Below are 24,166 nucleotides of genomic sequence, written 5' to 3' on the forward strand. Positions count from 1 at the left end.
ATGAGAAATAATGATAATATCCGCATATTAGCTAATCCTTCTGTCAGTCATGGTGAGCCTTTACATATATCTGAAAAGCAGCCGGCAACAATACCTGAAGTTTTATACAGAACGGCGGCGGAGCTTGGGGATACAAAGGGAATCATTTATTTGCAGCCGGATGGAACTGAAGTTTACCAATCATACAGACGACTATGGGATGATGGACTGCGAATTGTGAAGGGGCTTCGCCAATCAGGCCTGAAAGCAAAACAAAGCGTGATTTTGCAGCTTGGTGACAATTCACAGCTTCTCCCTGCGTTCTGGGGGTGTGTGTTAACAGGGGGTGTTCCGGCTCCATTAGCCGTTCCGCCAACATATGCTGAATCGAGCAGCGGCACTCAAAAGCTGAAAGACGCATGGACGCTTCTTGACAAGCCAGCGGTGATTACGGACCGGGGGATGCACCAGGAAATGCTCGATTGGGCAAAAGAACAAGGGCTTGAAGGGTTCAGGGCAATTGTTGTAGAGGATCTGCTCAGCGCTGAAGCGGACACAGATTGGCATCAATCCAGTCCCGAAGACTTAGCGCTTTTATTGCTGACTTCAGGCAGTACGGGAACGCCCAAAGCAGTTATGCTTAATCATCGTAACATTATGAGCATGGTGAAAGGGATTATTCAAATGCAAGGCTTCACCAGAGAGGATATTACGTTTAACTGGATGCCGTTTGACCATGTCGGAGGGATCGGAATGTTGCATTTGCGGGATGTTTATCTTGGCTGTCAGGAAATTAACGTCTCAAGCGAAACAATCTTAATGGAGCCGTTGAAATGGCTGGATTGGATTGATCATTACCGAGCTTCTGTTACGTGGGCGCCGAATTTTGCGTTTGGCCTGGTTACTGATTTTGCAGAAGAAATAAAAGATAGGAAATGGGATCTGTCTTCAATGCGATACATGCTCAATGGCGGTGAAGCAATGGTAGCCAAGGTAGGGCGCAGAATACTTGAGCTTTTAGAACCACATGGACTGCCTGCTGACGCCATCCGACCTGCATGGGGAATGTCCGAAACTTCATCGGGTGTTATTTTTTCTCATGAATTTACCCGGGCTGGAACAAGTGATGATGATCATTTTGTTGAAATAGGCTCTCCAATCCCCGGCTTCTCTATGAGAATTGTGAATGACCATAATGAATTGGTTGAAGAGGGCGAGATCGGCCGTTTTCAAGTCTCGGGTCTTTCTGTTACTAGCGGTTATTACCAGCGGCCTGATTTGAATAAGAGTGTGTTTACAGAAGACGGCTGGTTTGAAACCGGAGATCTTGGCTTTTTGCGAAACGGGCGCTTAACCATAACAGGCCGTACGAAAGATGCAATTATCATTAACGGCATTAATTATTACAGTCATGCAATTGAGTCTGCAGTTGAAGAATTATCTGAAATTGAAACTTCTTATACTGCTGCTTGCGCTGTCCGTCTGGGCCAGAATTCAACAGATCAGCTGGCTATCTTCTTTGTTACTTCCGCAAAATTAAATGATGAGCAGATGTCTCAGCTTCTTAGAAACATACAATCCCATGTCTCACAGGTGATCGGAGTCACCCCGGAATATTTGCTGCCTGTACAAAAAGAAGAGATTCCAAAAACGGCTATCGGAAAGATCCAGCGCACCCAGCTAAAAACTTCATTTGAAAATGGAGAGTTCGACCACTTCCTACATAAACCCAATCGGATGAACGATGCAGTCCAGGATGAGGAGATACAGCAAGCAGACCAGGTGAAAAGAGTAAGGGAAGAAATACAGAAGCATCTGCTCACCTGTTTGACTGAGGAGCTGCACGTTTCCCACGATTGGGTGGAGCCAAATGCAAATATCCAAAGTCTTGGTGTGAATTCTATCAAGATGATGAAGCTCATTCGATCGATCGAGAAAAACTACCATATCAAACTAACAGCCAGAGAGATACATCAATATCCTACAATTGAACGCTTAGCCAGCTATCTATCAGAACATGAAGACCTCAGCAGCTTGTCTGCTGACAAAAAGGGCACGGACACATATAAAACCGAACCGGAAAGGAGTCAGGCAACTTTTCAGCCTCTCTCTGAGGTTCAAAAAGGATTATGGACATTGCAAAAAATGACACCCGAAAAAAGTGCATATCACGTACCCCTCTGTTTTAAATTTTCGTCAGGGCTTCACCATGAAACATTCCAGCAGGCTTTCGGCCTTGTATTGAATCAGCACCCAATCTTAAAGCACGTCATCCAAGAGAAAGACGGAGTGCCATTTCTTAAAAATGAGCCAGCACTTTCAATTGAAATCAAGAACGAAAATATCTCAAGTATGAAAGAGTCTGATATTCCTGCTTTTCTTAGAAAGAAAGTAAAGGAACCGTATGTAAAGGAAAACAGCCCGTTAGTGCGTGTCATGAGCTTTTCCAGATCTGAACAAGAGCATTTTTTATTAGTTGTCATTCACCATTTGATTTTTGACGGAGTTTCGTCTGTCACATTTATACGCAGTCTGTTTGATACCTATCAGCTTCTTTTAAAAGGACAGCAGCCGGAAAAAGCTGTTTCTCCTGCCATTTATCATGATTTTGCGGCATGGGAGAAAAACATGCTTGCCGGCAAAGACGGTGTGAAGCACCGTACATATTGGCAGAAACAGCTATCGGGAACTTTGCCGAATCTTCAGCTGCCTAATGTCAGCGCAAGTTCAGTCGATTCTGAGTTTAGAGAGGATACATACACCAGGCGGCTGTCCAGCGGCTTCATGAATCAGGTCAGAACGTTTGCGAAAGAGCATTCTGTAAATGTCACGACGGTATTCTTAAGCTGCTATATGATGCTGCTTGGCCGTTACACCGGCCAAAAGGAACAGATCGTCGGCATGCCGGCCATGGTGAGGCCGGAAGAAAGATTTGATGATGCCATTGGACATTTTCTCAATATGCTCCCGATTCGGAGTGAGCTGAACCCGGCAGACACTTTTTCTAGCTTTATATCAAAATTGCAATTAACGATATTGGATGGGCTTGATCATGCAGCATATCCTTTTCCAAAAATGGTGAGGGATCTGAATATTCCTCGCAGTCAAACAGGTTCACCGGTATTTCAAACCGCTTTTTTCTATCAGAATTTTCTTCAATCCGGAAGCTATCAAAGCTTGCTGAGCCGCTATGCTGACTTCTTTTCTGTCGATTTCGTTGAGTATATTCACCAAGAGGGCGAATACGAATTAGTATTTGAACTGTGGGAAACAGAAGAAAAAATGGAGCTGAACATCAAGTACAATACTGGGCTGTTTGATGCGGCTTCTATATCCGCCATGTTCGACCATTTTGTTTATGTAACAGAGCAGGCGATGTTGAATCCTTCTCAGCCTTTAAAAGAGTATTCTTTATTACCTGAGGCAGAGAAGCAGATGATTCTCAAAACATGGAACGCCACAGGAAAAACGTATCCATATATAACTTTTCATGAGTTGTTTGAGCAGCAGGCGAAAAAGACGCCTGATAGAGCGGCTGTCAGCTATGAAGGTCAAACATTGACGTATCGGGAGCTTGATGAAAGAAGCACACAGCTGGCCATTTATTTGCAGGCGCATGGAGTGGGTCCTGACCGTCTGGCGGGGATCTATGTGGATCGATCGCTGGACATGCTAGTGGGTTTATTAGCGATCCTCAAGGCTGGGGGAGCGTATGTGCCGCTAGACCCGTCCTATCCGGCTGAACGATTAGAATACATGCTTGAGGACAGTGAAGTTTTCATTACACTGACGACATCGGAATTAGTAAATACGTTGAGTTGGAACGGTGTCACAACAGCTCTTTTAGATCAAGATTGGGATGAAATTGCTCAAACAGCCTCTGATCGAAAAGTGCTTACACGCACTGTCACGCCAGAGAACTTGGCATATGTCATTTATACATCCGGCAGCACAGGAAAGCCAAAAGGTGTCATGATACCGCATAAAGCTTTGACAAACTTTCTCGTTTCGATGGGGGAAACACCAGGTCTTACGGCAGAGGATAAAATGCTTGCTGTCACAACCTACTGTTTTGATATTGCAGCTCTGGAATTATTTTTGCCTTTAATAAAGGGCGCACACTGCTATATTTGTCAAACGGAGCATACAAAAGACGTTGAAAAACTGAAACGGGACATCCGCGCGATCAAACCGACAGTGATGCAGGCAACCCCCGCTACATGGAAGATGCTCTTTTATTCAGGCTGGGAAAATGAAGAGAGCGTGAAAATTTTATGCGGTGGCGAAGCATTGCCTGAGACATTAAAACGATATTTCTTAGATACGGGCAGCGACGCCTGGAATATGTTCGGGCCAACCGAAACAACTATCTGGTCAGCGGTTCAGCGCATTAACGATGAATGCTCTCATGCCACGATAGGAAGGCCAATCGCCAATACACAAATCTATATTACGGATTCTCAGCTCGCGCCAGTGCCGGCAGGTGTCCCGGGTGAGCTGTGCATTGCAGGAGACGGTTTGGCGAAGGGCTACTACAAAAAGGAAGAATTAACGGATTCGAGATTCATTGACAACCCTTTTGAGCCTGGGTCTAAGCTTTATAGAACGGGAGACATGGCCCGCTGGCTTCCGGGAGGGCGAATTGAATATATAGGCCGCATCGATAATCAAGTAAAAATCCGCGGATTTCGTATTGAACTTGGTGATATTGAAAGCAGGCTTAGTGAGCATCCCGGCATTCTGGAATGCGTTGTGGTCGCAGATATGGATAACCTAGCTGCCTATTATACAGCTAAACATGCAAATGCTTCTCTCACAGCGAGAGAGCTGCGTCATTTTGTGAAAAACGCTTTGCCTGCCTATATGGTGCCTTCTTATTTTATTCAGCTTGATCATATGCCGTTAACTCCGAACGGAAAGATAGATAGAAACAGCCTTAAGAATATCGATTTATCAGGGGAGCAGCTAAAGCAAAGGCAGACCTCTCCTAAGAACATTCAGGATACTGTTTTTACCATTTGGCAGGAAGTGCTGAAAACGAGTGATATTGAATGGGATGACGGATTTTTCGATGTGGGCGGGGATTCGCTTCTCGCGGTCACTGTGGCTGATCGTATCAAACATGAACTATCCTGTGAGTTTTCTGTCACAGACCTGTTTGAGTATTCAACCATTAAAAATATCAGCCAGTACATCACTGAACAGCGAATGGGCGATGCAAGTGACCATATGCCGACAGAACCGCCAGCTCATATAGAAGATCAGTCTACCGAGATGAGTGATCTCCCGGACTATTATGACGATAGTGTGGCGATTATTGGCATATCGTGTGAATTTCCAGGGGCAAAAAATCATGATGAATTTTGGGAGAACCTCAGAGACGGCAAGGAAAGCATTGCGTTTTTCAATAAAGAAGAGCTTCAGCGCTTTGGCATTTCAAAGGAGATAGCAGAGAATGCCGACTATGTCCCGGCTAAAGCTTCAATTGAGGGGAAAGACAGATTTGATCCAAGCTTCTTTCAAATCTCTCCTAAAGACGCTGAATTTATGGACCCTCAGCTTCGGATGCTGCTGACTCATTCATGGAAAGCAATAGAAGATGCCGGTTATGCTGCGGGACAGATTCCGCAAACCAGTGTTTTTATGTCGGCAAGCAATAATTCTTATCGCGCGCTGTTACCGTCAGATACAACAGAGAGCCTGGAGACGCCGGACGGCTATGTTTCGTGGGTGCTTGCACAGAGCGGGACGATTCCGACAATGATTTCTCATAAGCTCGGGCTGAGAGGGCCAAGCTATTTCGTTCATGCCAACTGCTCATCATCTCTGATTGGATTGCATTCTGCCTATAAAAGCCTGCTGTCGGGTGAATCTGATTATGCTTTAGTTGGCGGGGCAACGCTGCATACTGAGTCAAATATCGGATATGTGCATCAGCCGGGGCTGAACTTTTCGAGTGATGGACATATTAAAGCTTTTGACGCTTCAGCTGACGGAATGATAGGCGGTGAGGGCGTTGCTGTTGTATTGCTGAAAAAAGCAGCTGATGCAGTAAAGGACGGGGATCATATCTATGCCTTGCTGAGAGGCATTGGTGTAAATAACGACGGCGCTGACAAAGTCGGCTTTTATGCTCCAAGCGTTAAAGGCCAGGCTGACGTGGTTCAACAGGTCATGAATCAAACGAAGATACAGCCTGAATCCATCTGCTATGTAGAAGCACACGGAACCGGAACGAAGCTGGGGGACCCGATCGAGCTGGCGGCTTTAACAAACGTTTACAGGCAATATACAAATAAAACGCAATTTTGCGGCATTGGGTCGGTGAAAACTAATATCGGACATTTAGATACAGCCGCCGGTCTTGCGGGCTGCATTAAAGTCGTGATGAGTCTTTATCATCAAGAGCTTGCACCGAGTATCAATTATAAGGAGCCGAATCCAAATACAGACTTAGCCAGCTCTCCTTTTTACGTCGTCGATCAAAAGAAAACGTTAAGCCGTGAGATCAAAACGCACAGGGCTGCACTTAGCTCGTTCGGGCTTGGCGGGACAAATACCCATGCTATTTTTGAACAATTCAAAAGGGATTCTAATAAGAGAAAGATAGACGGGACTTGCATCGTCCCGATCTCGGCGAAAAATAAAGAGAGGCTGCAAGAGTATGCCGAAGACATTCTGGCCTATTTTGAAAGAAGAGGGCTTGAGAACAGCCATCTGCCTGATTTTGCGTATACCCTTCAGGTGGGGCGCGAAGCGATGGAGCATCGCGTTGTCTTTATTGCCGATCATATAAATGAGTTAAAACAGAGGCTCACAGATTTTATCAATGGAAAAACAGCGATTGAAGGCTGTTTTCAAGGAAGTAAGCACAATGCCAGAGAGGTTTCATGGCTGACGGAGGATGAGGACAGCGCTGAACTCATACGTAAGTGGATGGCCAAAGGAAAGGTAAACAAGCTTGCAGAAATGTGGAGCAAGGGAGCACATATAGATTGGATGCAGCTTTACAAGGGTGAGCGCCCAAACAGAATGAGTCTGCCGACTTATCCATTTGCAAAGGAACGATACTGGCCGTCGCAGGATGACCGCAAACCGGTGGCGCAGATATCCGGAAATCAGACAGGGATCGGCACTATTCATCCATTGCTTCATCAGAATACATCTGATTTTTCTGAACAGAAATTCAGTTCGGTTTTCACTGGTGACGAATTTTTCCTGAGAGACCATGTGGTAAGAGGAAAGCCTGTGCTTCCTGGTGTTGCGTACCTTGAAATGGCGTACGCGGCTATAAACCAGGCGGCAGGAAGTGAAATTGGCCAAGATGTCAGAATCAGATTGAATCATACAGTCTGGGTTCAGCCTGTTGTGGTTGACAGACATTCAGCTCAAGTGGATATCAGTCTCTTTCCTGAAGAAGATGGAAAAATCACCTTTGACATTTATAGTACACAGGAAGACGGGGACGACCCTGTTATTCATAGTCAAGGCAGCGCGGAGCTGGCATCTGCCGCCGAAACACCGGTCGCACATCTCGCTGAAATTTCACGCCGCTGCGGCATAGGAAAGATGTCGCCTGATCAATTTTACGAAGAAGGCAGAAGCAGAGGAATGTTCCATGGTCCGGCCTTTCAAGGAATTAAGAATGTGAATATAGGAAACAGAGAGGTTTTGGCGCAGCTGCAGCTTCCGGAAATCGTTTCTGGAACGAATGAACAGTTTGTGCTGCACCCAAGTATCATGGACTCCGCCTTGCAGACAGCAACGATATGCATCATGCAGGAATTAGCGGATCAAAAGCTGATTTTGCCATTTGCGCTTGAAGAGCTTGAGGTGATCAAAGGCTGTTCGTCTTCTATGTGGGCTTATGCTCGCTTAAGTGACAGCGACCGCTCCGGAGGGGGTGTCCAGAAAGCGGATATCGATGTCATTGACGAGAGTGGAAGCGTATGTGTCAGGATCAAAGGATTCTCAACAAGAGTATTAGAAGGAGAGGTTCATCCTTCAAAGCCTTCATCACGGCACGAACGCTTAATGCTTGAACCGGTGTGGGAAAAACCGAATGAAGAACGAGAGGACGAAGATCCTTCGTACACGGAGCATATCATTGTTCTCTTCGAAACTGAACGAAGTGTCACAGACAGCATTGCCTCCCACATGAAAGATGTCCGTGTGATTACTCTGAATGAAGCTGAAGGACATATTGATGAACGTTATCAATGTTACACGCAGAACATTTTTGAACTCCTGCAAAGCAAGGTCCGTGAGCTTTCTGCAGGCCGTATCATCATTCAAGCGATTGTTCCGCTGGAAAAAGAGAAGCAATTGTTTGCCGGCGTTTCTGGTCTGTTTAAAACAGCAGAAATAGAGTTCAGCAAACTGACTGCTCAGGTCATCGAAATTGAGAAACCTGAAGAGATGATAGACCTTCACCTCAAGCTGAAAGACGACAGCCGGAGACCATTTGACAAACAGATTCGATATGAGGCTGGACACCGTTTTGTGAAAGGCTGGAGGGAAATGGTGCTTCCTTCAGCTGATACGCTTCACATGCCGTGGAGAGACGAAGGCGTTTATCTAATCACAGGCGGAGCAGGAAGCTTAGGCCTTCTGTTTGCAAAGGAAATTGCCAATCGAACTGGCCGGTCTACTATTGTGCTGACGGGACGATCTGTTTTAAGTGAGGATAAGGAAAACGAGCTGGAGGCTCTTCGAAGCATCGGAGCGGAGGTTGTCTATCGGGAGGCTGATGTAAGTGATCAGCATGCGGTTCGTCATCTTTTTGAGGAAATCAAAGAAAGATATGGCACTCTCAATGGAATTATTCACGGTGCAGGCAGCATTAAAGATCACTTCATCATTCATAAAACGAATGAAGAGTTTCAAGAAGTATTGCAGCCAAAAGTAAGCGGGTTGTTACATGTAGACGAATGCAGCAAGGATTTCCCATTGGACTTTTTCATTTTCTTCTCATCTGTTTCGGGATGTTTAGGAAACGCTGGACAAGCCGATTATGCGGCAGCCAATTCGTTTATGGATGCATTTGCTGAATACCGCCGTTCTCTTGCGGCATCAAAAAAGAGATTCGGCTCCACCATTTCCTTCAATTGGCCGTTATGGGAAGAAGGCGGTATGCAAGTCGGCGCTGAAGATGAAAAGAGAATGCTGAAAACGACTGGAATGGTCCCGATGCCGACAGATAGTGGCTTGAAAGCATTTTATCAGGGGATAGCATCTGATAAGCCGCAAGTTTTTGTGATGGAAGGACAGCTTCAGAAAATGAAGCAAAAACTGCTTTCCACAGGATCGAAAGCCAAGCGGAACGATCAGAGAAAGGCGGATCAGGATCAAGGACAAACTAGAAAATTGGAAGCAGCCTTAATCCAAATGGTTGGCGCAATTTTGAAAGTAAACACTGACGATATCGATGTCAACACAGAGCTGAGTGAGTACGGATTCGACTCAGTTACATTCACTGTCTTTACAAACAAGATCAACGAAAAATTTCAGTTGGAGCTAACACCGACCATTTTCTTTGAATATGGTAGCGTCCAAAGCCTGGCTGAATATGTAGTTGCTGCGTATCAGGGCGAATGGAATCAAGATACTACTGCTAAAGGCATAGATGAAAGAACAAACTTAGTGCACAGTTTAAGCAGCCTAGAGGCATCATTAAGCAACATGGTCAGTGCAATTTTAAAAGTAAATAGTGAAGATATTGATGTCAATACAGAGCTGAGTGAATACGGATTTGATTCCGTTACATTTACGGTCTTTACAAACAAGATCAACGAAGAATTTCAGTTGGAGCTAACGCCGACCATTTTCTTTGAATATGGAAGCATCCAAAGCCTGGCTGAGTATTTGACTGCTGAACATGAGGACACCCTGGTTCAGGAGCGAGAAAAACCAGAGGGGCAGGAAGAGTTACAGACAAAATCATCTGAAGCGCCGAAAATCACATCACGTAGAAAGCGCCGCTTTACACAGCCTATTATTGCAAAAGCAGAAAGAAACAAAAAGCAGGCTGCCGATTTTGAGCCGGTTGCAATTGTCGGCATCAGCGGCCGATTCCCTGGCGCTATGGATATAGACGAATTTTGGAAAAACCTAGAAGAAGGAAAAGACAGCATCACAGAAGTTCCAAAAGATCGATGGGATTGGCGGGAGCATTATGGAAACCCAGACACTGACGTCAATAAAACCGACATCAAATGGGGCGGGTTTATTGATGGTGTCGCAGAGTTTGATCCGTTGTTTTTTGGTATTTCGCCGCGAGAAGCTGATTATGTAGACCCTCAGCAGCGCTTGTTAATGACATACGTGTGGAAGGCACTGGAAGATGCGGGTTGCTCGCCGCAAAGCCTTTCGGGTACAGGGACTGGTATCTTTATCGGTACGGGAAACACCGGTTATAAAGATCTATTCCATAGAGCGAATCTTCCAATTGAAGGCCATGCTGCTACAGGTCATATGATTCCTTCGGTAGGCCCGAATAGAATGAGTTATTTTTTAAATATTCATGGTCCGAGCGAACCAGTAGAGACGGCTTGTTCCAGTTCTCTTGTAGCCATTCACCGTGCTGTGACTGCGATGCAAAACGGTGATTGTGAGATGGCGATCGCTGGAGGCGTGAATACGATCTTAACCGAGGAGGCGCATATTAGCTACAGCAAGGCGGGTATGCTCAGCAAAGACGGCAGGTGTAAAACCTTCTCCGCCGATGCGAATGGCTATGTCAGAGGCGAAGGGGTCGGAATGGTCATGTTGAAAAATCTGGAAGATGCCGAGCGCGACGGAAATCATATTTACGGCGTTATTCGGGGGACGGCGGAAAATCACGGCGGAAGAGCCAATACCCTGACATCGCCTAATCCGAAAGCACAAGCTGATTTGTTGGTGCGTGCATATCGCCAAGCAGGCATAGATCCAAGCACTGTCACATATATCGAAGCACATGGAACAGGGACGGAATTGGGCGATCCGATTGAAATAAATGGGCTGAAAGCCGCGTTCAAGGAACTATCCAATATGAGAGGCGATAGCCAGCCGGATGTTCCGGATCGCCGTTGCGGCATCGGCTCAGTTAAAAGCAATATCGGTCATTTAGAGCTAGCAGCAGGTATTTCCGGTTTGATCAAAGTGCTTTTGCAAATGAAGCATAAAACGTTAGTGAAAAGCCTGCATTGCAAGACGCTTAACCCTTATCTTCAGCTGACTGACAGTCCGTTTTACATCGTTCAGGAAAAACAGGAATGGAAGTCTGTCACAGATCGTGACGGAAACGAGCTTCCGCGCCGTGCCGGAATCAGTTCGTTTGGGATTGGCGGAGTAAACGCGCATATTGTGATTGAAGAATATATGCCAAAAGCCAATTCAGAACACACGGCTACAGAACAGCCAAACGTGATTGTGCTGTCGGCTAAAAATAAACGCAGGCTAATGGATCGTGCTTCGCAATTGCTTGAGGCGATTCGCAATAAAAAATATACAGATCAGGATTTGCACCGCATCGCTTACACCCTGCAGGTCGGGCGCGAGGAAATGGATGAGCGTCTGGCGTGTGTTGCGGGGACGATGCAGGAACTTGAAGAGAAACTGCAGGCGTTTGTTGACGGTAAGGAAGAAACAGACGAATTTTTCCGGGGACAGTCTCATCGAAATAAAGAGACCCAGACTATATTTACAGCAGATGAAGATATGGCGTTGGCACTTGATGCTTGGATCAGAAAAAGAAAATACGCCAAACTTGCTGATTTATGGGTCAAAGGGGTCTCAATCCAGTGGAACACATTATACAGAGAGACCAAACCACGCCTGATCAGCCTCCCTTCATATCCGTTTGCGAAGGATCACTATTGGGTGCCGGCAAAGGAACATTCAGAAAGAGACAAAAAAGAACTGGTTAATGCGATTGAAGATCGGGATGCATGTTTTTTGACGAAACAATGGAGTTTGAGTCCAATTGGCTCAGCAGTGCCGGGGACAAGAACTGTTGCCATCCTGAGCAATCAAGAGACAGCAGATTTAGCAGCAGAAGTGTCTTCGTATTTTCCGAATCATCTCTTAATAGATGTGAGCCGGATAGAAAATGATCAGTCAGACATTGATTGGAAAGAGTTTGACGGCCTAGTGGATGTCATCGGATGCGGTAAGGATGATGAGGGCCGGCTGGATTGGATTGAATGGGTGCAAAGACTGGTTGAATTCGGGCATAAAGAGGGGCTCAGGCTGCTTTGTGTGACGAAGGGGCTCGAATCGTTTCAAAACACATCTGTCCGGATGGCTGGCGCCTCACGGGCTGGGTTGTATCGAATGCTCCAATGCGAGTACAGCCATCTTATATCAAGGCATATGGATGCTGAGGAGGTTACTGATCATCGCCGTCTCGCGAAGTTGATCGCTGATGAGTTTTATTCCGATTCTCATGATGCCGAGGTTTGCTACAGAGATGGTTTACGGTATCAAGCTTTTTTAAAAGCTCATCCGGAAACAGGTAAGGCCACGGAACAGAGCGCGGTCTTCCCGAAAGATCATGTGCTTCTCATTACAGGCGGCACACGAGGCATCGGACTATTATGCGCCCGTCATTTTGCAGAGTGCTATGGGGTGAAAAAACTGGTGCTGACCGGACGAGAACAGCTTCCTCCGCGAGAGGAATGGACTCGTTTTGACACCTCGAACACATCAGTTGCCCAGAAAATCCAGGCAGTGCGGGAGCTGGAAGCGAAGGGTGCACAGGTGGAGATGCTGTCGCTGACGTTATCTGATGAAGCTCAGGTTGAGCAAACGCTGCAACATATCAAGCGAACATTAGGACCGATTGGCGGTGTCATTCATTGTGCAGGTTTGACGGATATGGATACGCTGGCATTTATCCGAAAAACTTCAGATGATATTCAGCGGGTGATGGAACCTAAGGTGTCAGGTCTTACAACGTTATATCGCCATGTGTGTAACGAGCCTTTACAGTTTTTTGTCTTATTTTCTTCTGTTTCAGCCATTATTCCGGAGCTTTCGGCGGGACAAGCTGACTATGCGATGGCCAATAGCTATATGGATTATTTTGCAGAAGCACATCAGAAACATGCGCCGATCATCAGTGTTCAGTGGCCGAACTGGAAAGAAACCGGTATGGGTGAAGTGACAAATCAAGCGTATCGGGAAAGCGGCTTGTTGAGCATTACGAATTCAGAAGGCTTACGTTTTCTAGATCAAATTGTATCGAAAATGTTCGGACCGGTTGTTCTCCCTGCAATGGCGAATCAAACAAACTGGGAGCCGGAACTGCTGATGAAGAGGAGGAAACCGCATGAGGGCGGTTTGCAGGAAGCTGCTTTACAGAGCCCGCCAGCCAGAGACATTGAAGAGGCCGATGAAGTTTCCAAAAGTGATGGATTATTATCTGAAACACAGTCCTGGCTTGTTGATCTGTTTATCGAAGAGCTGAGAATAGATCGTGAAGACTTCGAGATTGACGGGTTGTTTCAGGATTATGGCGTGGATTCGATCATTTTGGCACAGGTGCTCCAGCGTATAAACCGCAAATTAGAGGCAGCGCTCGATCCATCGATTCTATATGAATACCCGACAATTCAAAGGTTCGCAGATTGGCTGATCGGTTCTTATTCCGAAAGGCTGTCCGCTTTATTCGGAGGTAGGATATCGAATGCATCAGCACCTTTGGAGAACAAAATAGAGGCGGAGGCATCTGTTCCTGCGGAGGACCGAGCTCTTACACCTCAGATTCAGGCGCCAGCGATTTTGTCACCGGACTCTCATGCAGAAGGTATTGCCGTTGTCGGACTCTCTTGCCGATTCCCTGGAGCAGATACATTGGAATCATATTGGTCGTTACTATCCGAGGGGCGTTCGTCAATCGGCCCGATTCCGGCAGAGCGTTGGGGCTGTAAGACGCCATATTATGCCGGCGTGATTGATGGCGTCAGCTATTTTGATCCTGATTTCTTTTTGCTTCACGAAGAAGACGTAAGGGCGATGGATCCGCAAGCACTGCTCGTGTTGGAAGAGTGTCTGAAACTCTTGTATCACGCCGGTTATACACCTGAGGAAATAAAGGGCAAGCCCGTCGGTGTTTATATCGGAGGCAGAAGCCAGCACAAACCTGATGAAGACAGCCTTGATCATGCCAAGAATCCGATCGTGACAGTCGGCCAAAATTATTTAGCGGCTAATCTTTCACAATTTTTTGATGTCCGCGGCCCGAGTGTTGTAGTTGATACCGCATGCTCGTCAGCTCTGGTCAGCATGAATATGGCCATTCAGGCGCTGCGTGGCGGAGATATTCAATCCGCCATAGTAGGCGGTGTCAGCTTGCTGAGCTCAGATGCCTCTCACAGGCTGTTTGACCGGCGCGGCATTTTAAGCAAGCATTCATCCTTCCATGTGTTTGATGAGCGTGCTGACGGAGTTGTGTTAGGTGAAGGCGTCGGAATGGTTATGCTAAAAACCGTAAAACAGGCACTGGAAGACGGAGATACCATATATGCTGTCGTGAAAGCGGCCTCGGTCAATAACGACGGAAGAACGGCGGGGCCTGCAACACCTAATCTTGAGGCGCAAAAGGAAGTCATGAAAGATGCGCTTTTCAAAAGCGGAAAAAAACCAGAGGACATCAGCTACCTTGAGGCAAACGGGTCAGGTTCAATCGTAACCGATCTCCTTGAGCTAAAAGCGATCCAATCAGTGTACCGTTCTGGGCACTCATCGCCTCTTTCTCTTGGCTCAATCAAGCCGAACATCGGGCATCCGCTATGTGCTGAAGGGATCGCCAGCTTCATTAAGGTTGTGCTGATGCTGAAAGAGCGCCGCTTTGTCCCATTTTTATCAGGTGAAAAAGAGATGGCGCATTTCGATCAACAGAAAGCGAACATCACGTTCAGCCGAGCCCTGGAAAAATGGACAGATTCGCAGCCTACTGCGGCTATTAACTGCTTTGCCGATGGGGGGACGAATGCCCATGTCATCGTAGAGGCGTGGGAAAAAGATGAAAAACACGCCATCAAGCGCAGTCCAATATCGCCTCCTCAATTAAAGAAACGAATGCTTTCGCCAGGCGAGCCAAAGCTGGAAGCGGAGACTTCAAAAATGACTGCGGCAAACATATGGGATACTTATGAGGTGGAGGTCTAACGTGAAAAAGATAACGAAACAACTCACATTATCGTTAAAAAATCCGTTTATTTATCACCATGTGGTTTACGGACAAAATGTCCTGCCGGGATTGGCTTATATCGATATAATCTACCAGATATTCAGGGAACACGGTTTCTCCTGCTCAGAGCTTCAGCTGCGGAATTTATCCATCTATCAGCCATTGACGGCGGAACAGGATGCAGTAATTGTTTTGAATATCCAATGCGCGGAGAAAAAAGAAGGACAGTGGCAAATCACAGCCAAGGGAATTGAAAAACGTGATGGGAAAGAAGCTTCAGAAGAAAAGCTCTATATGAAGGCTGACATGCACGCAGACTCCCCAGCCATATTTGAAGAAACACTGGATCTCAGTCAAATCAAAGCATCTGCACAGAACGTTGTTCAGCTTGATGATGTATATGAACAATGCAGACGTCAGGAATTGGTGCACAGCGAATATATGAAAGCAAGTGGCTGCATCTATGAAGAGGAAGACGGCGTCCTTCTTGAGCTTTCTCTCGGTTCGGAAGCCATGCTTCACGCAGAAGGCTTTATGTTTCACCCGACTCTCATAGACGGGAGCGGGGTGGGTGCCAATCATTTGCTCACATCTTTGCTTAAAGGAGAACAGAGGCTGTATTTGCCTCTGTTCTATGAATCCTTTTCAGCTTCTGCACTTTTGCAAACGGATTGCATGACAAGAATTAAGCGCTCCTCCGTCCGGCGGGAAAAAGAGCTGATTTATGTAACACTTGAATTTTTTAATCCGTCGGGAGAAAAAGTGGCTGAATTGAAAAACTTCACAAGCAAATTGGTGCGAGAAGTGGAGCTGATTAGCGGAAAACATCAAGATGCACCGAAGACACAGATGACAAGAGCGGACACTGCTGAGCGTGATAAACCTGCTGACATGGTATCTTCTCCCGTTAATTCCTTTAGTGGGGCTGAACAGTTCGTAAGTCAATTAATCGCAGAGAAAATCAATAAGCCGGTAGAACAAGTTGAAAAACATGTCGGTTATTACCAAATGGGGCTGAATTCATCGGGCTTGCTTGAGGTGGTAGAAACGATCAGTGATAAGATCGGTGAGAGTCTTTCGCCGACTCTTCTGTTTGAGCATACCACCATAGCGGAGCTGTCAGCGTTTCTTGCCGAGGAATATGCTGAGCATTTTTGTGCCGCTGGTTCTCTTGGCCAGAATGAAAGAGCACGGGTTTCCGACAGCATAAACGACCATAAGACTGTTGAAGCTTCTCGTCCTGCACCTATTGAGGCAGCAGACGATATTGCGATTATCGGCTTGGCGGGCAGGTATCCGAAGGCAGCCAATATTCATGAATTTTGGAACAATCTGAAAGAGGGGAAGGACTGCGTTAGCGAGATTCCTGAGTCGCGCTGGGATTGGCAGCGACTTGAAGGAATCACATCTCCTTCGGGTAAGGACATTTCCAAATGGGGAGGATTTATTGATGATCCCGACTGCTTCGATCCTCAATTTTTCAGAATCACGCCAAGAGAAGCGGAGACAATGGACCCTCAAGAGCGGCTGTTTTTAGAAACATGCTGGGAAACTATTGAAGATGCGGGCTATACGCCAAAGACGTTGGCCAAGCCTAAAGGACGAAATAAAAGGCAGCATGTAGGAGTTTTTGCCGGTGTCATGCACAAGGATTATACATTAGTCGGAGCTGAAGAAGCATCAGCAGAAAATGTGTTTCCTCTTTCGCTCAACTATGCGCAAATCGCCAACCGTGTTTCTTACTTTTGTAATTTCCACGGTCCGAGTATGGCTGTCGATACGGTATGTTCATCCTCTTTGACCGCAGTGCATTTGGCGTTGGAAAGCATACGTCACGGTGAGTGCGATGTTGCGTTAGCAGGCGGAGTGAACCTGTCTTTGCACCCGAATAAATATATGACATACGGGGTCTGGGATATGTTTTCCACTGACGGACACTGCCGTACGTTTGGAAAGGATGGAGACGGTTATGTGCCTGCCGAGGGTATAGGCGCGGTTTTATTAAAGCCTCTGCGCCAGGCGGAGGAAGACGGAGATCGCATTTATGCAGTTATTAAAGGAAGTGCTGTGAATCATGTGGGCACTGTAAGCGGCATTTCAGTGCCGAGCCCTGTTTCTCAAGCTGATCTGATTGAGACATGCTTGGAGAAAACGGGAATCGATCCGCGGACGATCAGTTATGTGGAAGCCCATGGTACCGGCACGTCCTTAGGAGACCCTATCGAAATACAGGGATTAGTCAAAGCGTTCCGCCAATATACGCAGGATCGGCAGTTCTGTTCAATCGGTTCTGTAAAGTCAAACATTGGGCACGCCGAATCCGCCGCGGGGATCAGCGGTTTAAGCAAGGTTGTCCTTCAGCTTCACCATCAAAAACTTGTGCCTTCTTTGCATTCGGAAGAACTGAATCCTTACGTTGATTTTGAAAAGTCTCCATTTTATGTACAGCATAAAACAGAAACGTGGAAGCAGCCTGTTATCAAGGAGAATGGGGAAGAGGTCCCTTATCCGCGGCGGGCTGGTATCAGTTCCTTCGGAGCAACTGGTTCAAACGCACATATTATCCTTGAGGAATATATTCCTCAAGCAGCGGAGCAGGACGTTTCTTTGTCCTCAGATTCTGACATATCCGCAGTTATTCCGCTTTCTGCCCGTAATCAAGAACGTCTTCGTGTATATGTAAAACGTCTCTTGGATTTTCTTCATGATGGGATTCAGATTAAAGATTTGGCGTATACATTGCAGGTAGGCCGTGAACCAATGGAAGAACGGGTTTCTTTCTTAGCATCCGGAATTCAAGAATTAAGCGACCAATTGAAGGCTTTTATAGAAGGACAAAAAACCATTCAGCATTGCTGGAAGGGCCGCGTGTCAAGAGGAAGCGAACCATCGCGTCCCGCCGAATCGGTACATAAATTGCTGGAGCAAAGAAAACTCGATCAAATTGCGGAGCAGTGGGCGAACGGATCTGGGGTTGACTGGAAGTTGCTTTACGACGGAAACAAACCAAAGCGGATCAGCCTGCCGACTTACCCATTTGAGAGGGTGCGTTATTGGGTGCCGAAAGCGGAGAAAAAGACTGATCGTTTAAAGGAGGAGCGACACATCCTGCATCCTCTCCTGCATCAAAATGTGTCCGACATATCGGGTGTCCGCTTCCGTTCAGCGTTTACAGGACGTGAATTTTTCTTGAAGGATCATGTCATAAAGGGCGAACACGTTTTACCTGGCGCAGCTTTATTGGAGATGGTTCGGGCAGCTGTGGAAAGGGCAGCTGCGGATCAGTTCCCGACAGGATTCCGGCTCCGGAATATCGTCTGGGTCCGGCCGTTCGCCGTCACGGAACAGCAGAAAGATATAGATGTACGTCTATATCCTGAGGAAAATGGTGAGATTACATTTGAAATCTGCCGGGACCCTGAAAGCGCAGAGGAGTCGCCGATTGTATATGGGCAAGGGAGTGCAGTGCTTTGTGAGGCTGGTGAAAATCCGGTTATCAACATTGAAGAATTGAAGGCAAGCTATAATGGCCGGACGCTGTCACCTTTTGATTGCTACGAGGCTTATACAGAAATGGGTATTCATTATGGTGACAGCCACAGAGCGATCGACAGCCTATATGCAGGCGAAAACGGAGTTCTAGTGAAATTGACGATGCCTCCTGTAATCTCTGATACAGAAGACCATTATATTCTGCATCCGAGCATGATAGATTCGGCATTTCAAGCATCTATCGGTTTGAGGCTGGGAGGAGCTGCGAGTTTAGAAGACAGAAAGGCAATGCTGCCTTTTGCCATACAGGATGTCCACATCTTCAAAGGCTGCGAGGCATCTATGTGGGCGCGGATCACATATAGCGAGGGCAGTACAGCTGGGGATCGTATGCAGAAGCTTGATATCGATTTATGCAATGAAGAGGGGCAGGTTTGCGTGCGATTGACGGGCTATTCTGCAAGAGTGTTAGAAACAGATCAAGAAGGTCCTTCTGAAGCGACTGACACGCTACTGTTCGAACATATTTGGGAAGAACGTGCTGCAGAGAGGCAAGAGCTCATAGAGTACGACACGCATAAAGTCGTTGTCTGTGATGTTGGAGAACAAATGGAAAGCCTCCAAAATCATCTTGACTGTACAGTTCTGCAGCATGATACAGAGACAATTGATGAACGGTTTGAAGGTTATGCCATACAGTTATTTGAAGAAATCAAACAGCTAATGCACTCAAAAACAGGGGGACATACATTCATTCAAGTGGCGGTGCCTGCGTTGGACGAGCCTCAGCTATTAAGCGGCTTAACTGGATTGCTCAAAACGGCTGAATTGGAAAATCCAAAACTGACAGGACAGTTGATCGAAATAGAGACCGGGATGTCAGCTGGTGACCTATTCGAAATATTGGAGGAAAACAGACGCTATCCGCGTGACACGCATATCCGCCACTGGCAAGGGAAGCGATTTGTAAGCAAGTGGAAAGAAGTGTCTGGTGAGCACCTAAGAGCTGACATGCCATGGAAGGATAAAGGCGTGTATCTGATCACAGGCGGTGCAGGCGGTCTTGGATTCATCTTTGCAACTGAAATTGCGAACCAAACGAATGACGCGGTTGTGATCCTGACAGGACGCTCTCCGCTTGATGAAAGGAAGAAGAAGAAGCTTCAAGCCTTACAGAAACTTGGCATCCAAGTGATTTACAGACAAGCTGATCTGGCTGACAAACAAGCGGTTGATGCCTTATTAAAAGAAACCCAAAACGTTTACGGAGACTTAGATGGCATCATTCATAGCGCCGGTTTAATAAAAGATAATTTCATTATGAAGAAAAAGAAAGAAGAGGTTCAAACCGTTCTTGCTCCAAAGGTCACAGGACTGGTTCACCTTGACGAAGCAACGAAAGATATTCCGCTCGATTTCTTTATCCTTTTTTCCTCAGGTGCCGGAGCAGTAGGAAGCGCGGGACAGGCTGATTACGCAATGGCCAATGCATTTATGAATGCATTCAGCGAATATCGAAATGGCCAAGCAGAGCTGCACAAGCGTTACGGAAAAACTCTTTCAGTGTGCTGGCCGCTGTGGAAAGACGGGGGCATGCAAATTGATGCGGAAACTGCAAGGATGCTGAAAAGAGAAACAGGCATGGTGGCCATGGAAACAGATCGTGGGATTCAGGCGCTATATCATGGCTGGACGTCAGGAAACCCGCAAGTATTAGTTGCTTCCGGTGTTACTGATCGGATTCGTGCATTTTTACATGAAACGGGACATGGCAAAGGCAAATCTCACAATATCAAAAAAAGCAGTCTCAATCAGGAGGCAGAAAAAGCAGACATGATCGGGGAAATTGATGAAGAGATACTAAGAGAAAAAACGGAGAACTATTTTAAACAGGTGCTTTCTTCGGTGATTAAGCTGCCAGCCGGCCAGATTGATGCTGAAGCTCCTCTCGAGGATTACGGGATCGATTCTATCATGATCATGCATATAACAGGTCAATTAGAAAAAGTATTCGGTTCTTTGTCCAAGACGCTGTTCTTTGAATATCAGGATATTCGCTCATTAACACGGTATTTTATTGATTCCCGCAGAGAAAACCTGCTGGACATCTTGGGAATTGAAACAGGAAAACCTTCTGTTGAAAGAAAATTAGAACCTGAAAAACAAGAAATACCAGTTACCCCAAGAAAGTCTGGATTTCTTCCTTTACAAGATAAAGAGCAGAAGCAGTTAAGAGAAAAGGAAACGGAAGAAATCGCGATCATCGGTATCTCAGGTCGCTATCCGCAGGCAGACAACATTGATGAATTGTGGGAAAACCTGAGAGACGGTCGAGACTGTATTACTGAAATTCCTGCAGACCGCTGGGATCACAGTCTTTATTATGATGAAGATAAAGACAAGCCTGGAAAAACCTACAGCAAGTGGGGAGGCTTCTTGAAGGATGTAGACAAGTTTGATCCGCAGTTTTTCCATATATCGCCGCGTGAGGCAAAATTAATGGACCCGCAAGAGCGTTTATTTTTGCAGTGCGTGTATGAAACGATGGAAGACGCAGGCTATACAAGAGAGCACCTCGGCCGTAAGCGTGATGCTGAGCTTGGCGGAAGCGTCGGTGTTTACGTCGGTGTCATGTACGAAGAATATCAGCTGTACGGGGCACAAGAGCAGGTGCGGGGAAGGTCTCTGGCTTTAACGGGAAATCCATCATCCATCGCAAACCGGGTATCTTATTATTTTGATTTTCACGGACCGAGTATTGCGTTAGACACCATGTGTTCTTCTTCTTTAACGGCTATCCACTTGGCCTGCCAAAGCCTGCAGCGCGGAGAGTGTGAGGCGGCATTCGCGGGCGGCGTGAATGTGTCAATCCATCCAAATAAATATTTGATGCTCGGGCAGAACAAATTTATGTCCAGCAAAGGCCGGTGTGAAAGCTTCGGACAGGGCGGAGACGGCTATGTGCCGGGGGAAGGCGTTGGAGCAGTGCTTCTGAAGCCATTGTCTAAAGCAGTTGAAGATGGTGATCACATTTATGGAATCATTAAGGGGACTGCCATTAACCACGGGGGAAAAACAAACGGATACTCAGTGCCCAATCCGAATGCCCAAGCAGATGTCATCAAAAAGGCGTTTGTGGAAGCGAAGGTTGATCCGCGGACAGTCAGTTACATCGAAGCCCACGGCACGGGAACCTCTCTCGGTGATCCTATTGAAATCACAGGGCTGTCCAAAGTGTTTACGCAAGAAACCGATGACAAACAATTTTGTGCAATAGGGTCAGCCAAATCAAATATCGGGCACTGTGAGAGTGCGGCAGGTATCGCAGGAGTAACGAAGGTATTGCTCCAAATGAAATACAGGCAGCTTGCGCCTTCCCTGCATTCAAACGTGCTGAACCCGAATATTGATTTCCTTAACTCGCCGTTTAAAGTACAGCAAGAGCTAGAAGAGTGGAAGAGGCCGATCATCAGTGTCAATGGCAAAGACATCGAATTACCGAGAATCGCAGGAGTCTCTTCATTTGGTGCCGGGGGTGTGAACGCCCATATTTTAATAGAAGAGTATGCTCCGGAACCTGTGGAGGAACGTTTACCAGCGAGGAAACAGCCGGCTGTCATTGTGCTCTCAGCAAAAAATGAGGAAAGACTTCAGAAACGCGCGGAGCAATTGCTGCATGCCATTCGTGAACAAACATATGTTGAAGCAGATTTACACCGAATTGCCTATACGCTTCAAGTCGGACGGGAAGCGATGAACGAACGGCTGGCGTTCGTTGCGGAATCGATGCGGGAGCTTGAAGAAAAGCTGAATGAATGTATCTCCGGAACAGAAAATCGTGAATATGTCTATCGCGGACAAGTAAAGCGCGACAAAGAAGCCATTGCTGCTTTTGCTGCTGATGAGGATATGTCAAAAACAATTGAGGCATGGCTGCAAAAAGGCAAATATGCGAAGGTTTTAGACCTATGGGTAAGAGGTTTGCGAATCGACTGGAGCACGCTATATCAGGATCAAAAACCGCGGCGCATCAGTTTACCTGCCTATCCTTTCTCAAGAGATCGCTATTGGATAGACGTACATGCAAAGGCTGAGGAAAAAAGAACGGAGGAGCCATTCGCTCCAGTACAGCCCGTCATTCCAAAGCCGTCTGTAGACAGAGAAGCCAGCGGCAAGCCTGCCAATATTACGTTACAGCCTTTAATGACCAATCAGGATCGTTTGGAGCGGACAGCATCTCTGGTTCCATCAGATACAGAAACAGAGACGATCACGGCGGAAGCCTTGTGCGATGAACTGACAGCGGGCTTAGCGGAAGTGCTGTACATGGACCAAAAAGAGATTGATCCAGACGAAGCATTCATAGATATCGGTATGGACTCGATTACCGGGCTCGAATGGATAAAAGCAATAAATAAACAGTATGGCACATCACTAAATGTCACAAAGGTATATGATTATCCGACAACACGTGATTTCGCTGTTTACTTAGCACACGAGTTAAGCACACAAGCTGGGGAGAAAAAACAAACGGAGACGTACACGCCGATCAGACAAAAAACAGAAGTACCTGCTGCTAAACCGGCTAATATATCTCTACAGCCGTTAGAACATCATCAGCCAGTGCAAGAGGAAGCTGAAGAAACGATTCAATATGCAGCGGCAGAAATATCTGCATCAAGACAATATACTGTAGCAATTGAAACGCTGCATGAAAACTTGAGGGAAAGCATAGCAGACGTGTTATACATGGAGCCATACGAGGTGGATATTGACGAAGCGTTCATAGATATCGGAATGGACTCGATTACCGGACTCGAATGGATAAAAGCGGTGAACAAGCAATACGGAACGTCTTTTACGGTAACCAGAGTATATGATTATCCAACGATACGTGATTTTGCCGAAATGCTAAAGTCCGAGCTTGGAACTCATCTTGATAGAAAGATAGAGCATACTGACTCTTTCGAAGCAGCCCAGCAAAAGCCAGCAGCATCATCTAATCCAAAGCCGGCAGAACGGCCCCTTCAGCCTGTTCAACATCCAATAAAGAAAGAACATGTGAAGAAAACGGTTCCTGTTCATCAAGACCGCCCGGAGGATGCGATAGCGATTGTCGGGATGTCGGGAAGATACCCGGGCGCTCGTAATGTAAGAGAGTACTGGGATAACCTGGTTCATGCGAGAAATGCCATTCGGGACATTCCAACATCACGGTGGGATGTAGACAAATACTATGATCCTGTCCTCAACAAAAAAGGGAAAGTCTACTGCAAATCAATGGGGATGCTGGATGATATTGAACATTTTGATCCATTGTTTTTTAATATTCCGCCATCAGAAGCGGAACTGATGGACCCGCAGCATCGAATCTTTTTGCAGGAAGGCTATAAAGCCTTTGAGGATGCCGGATATAATGCCCGAACATTAAATGAGAAAAAATGCGGCGTTTATCTTGGGATTATGAGCAATGAATATGGAGTTATGCTGAACCGGCAGGCAAGAGCAAATGCTACCGGG

2 protein-coding genes (1 of these 2 cut by a window edge) are annotated in these 24,166 nt (G+C 46.5%); both read left to right on the forward strand.

Annotated features, from left to right (window positions below):
• On the forward strand, nucleotides 1–15,132 hold the full coding sequence (gene pksJ, locus KXZ66_RS09150; protein ID WP_151870234.1) for a polyketide synthase PksJ: 15,132 nt from the start codon (nucleotides 1–3) through the stop codon (nucleotides 15,130–15,132).
• Nucleotides 15,116–24,166: the 5' portion of a polyketide synthase PksL gene (gene pksL, locus KXZ66_RS09155; RefSeq protein ID WP_219144877.1), read on the forward strand. Its footprint extends 4,578 nt past the window's final position; the window shows 9,051 of its 13,629 coding nt (coding positions 1–9,051); it begins with the start codon at nucleotides 15,116–15,118; the stop codon falls past the right edge of the window. The genes pksJ and pksL overlap by 17 nt, the downstream gene beginning before the upstream one ends.

The sequence above is a fragment of the Bacillus sp. LJBS17 genome (assembly GCF_019334685.1).
GTDB classification, from domain to species: Bacteria; Bacillota; Bacilli; order Bacillales; family Bacillaceae; genus Bacillus; species Bacillus subtilis.

Coding starts and splice junctions, on each gene's coding strand:
- pksJ (WP_151870234.1), top strand. CDS start 1: ATGAGAAATAATGATAATATCCGCATATTAGCTAATCCTTCTGTCAGT.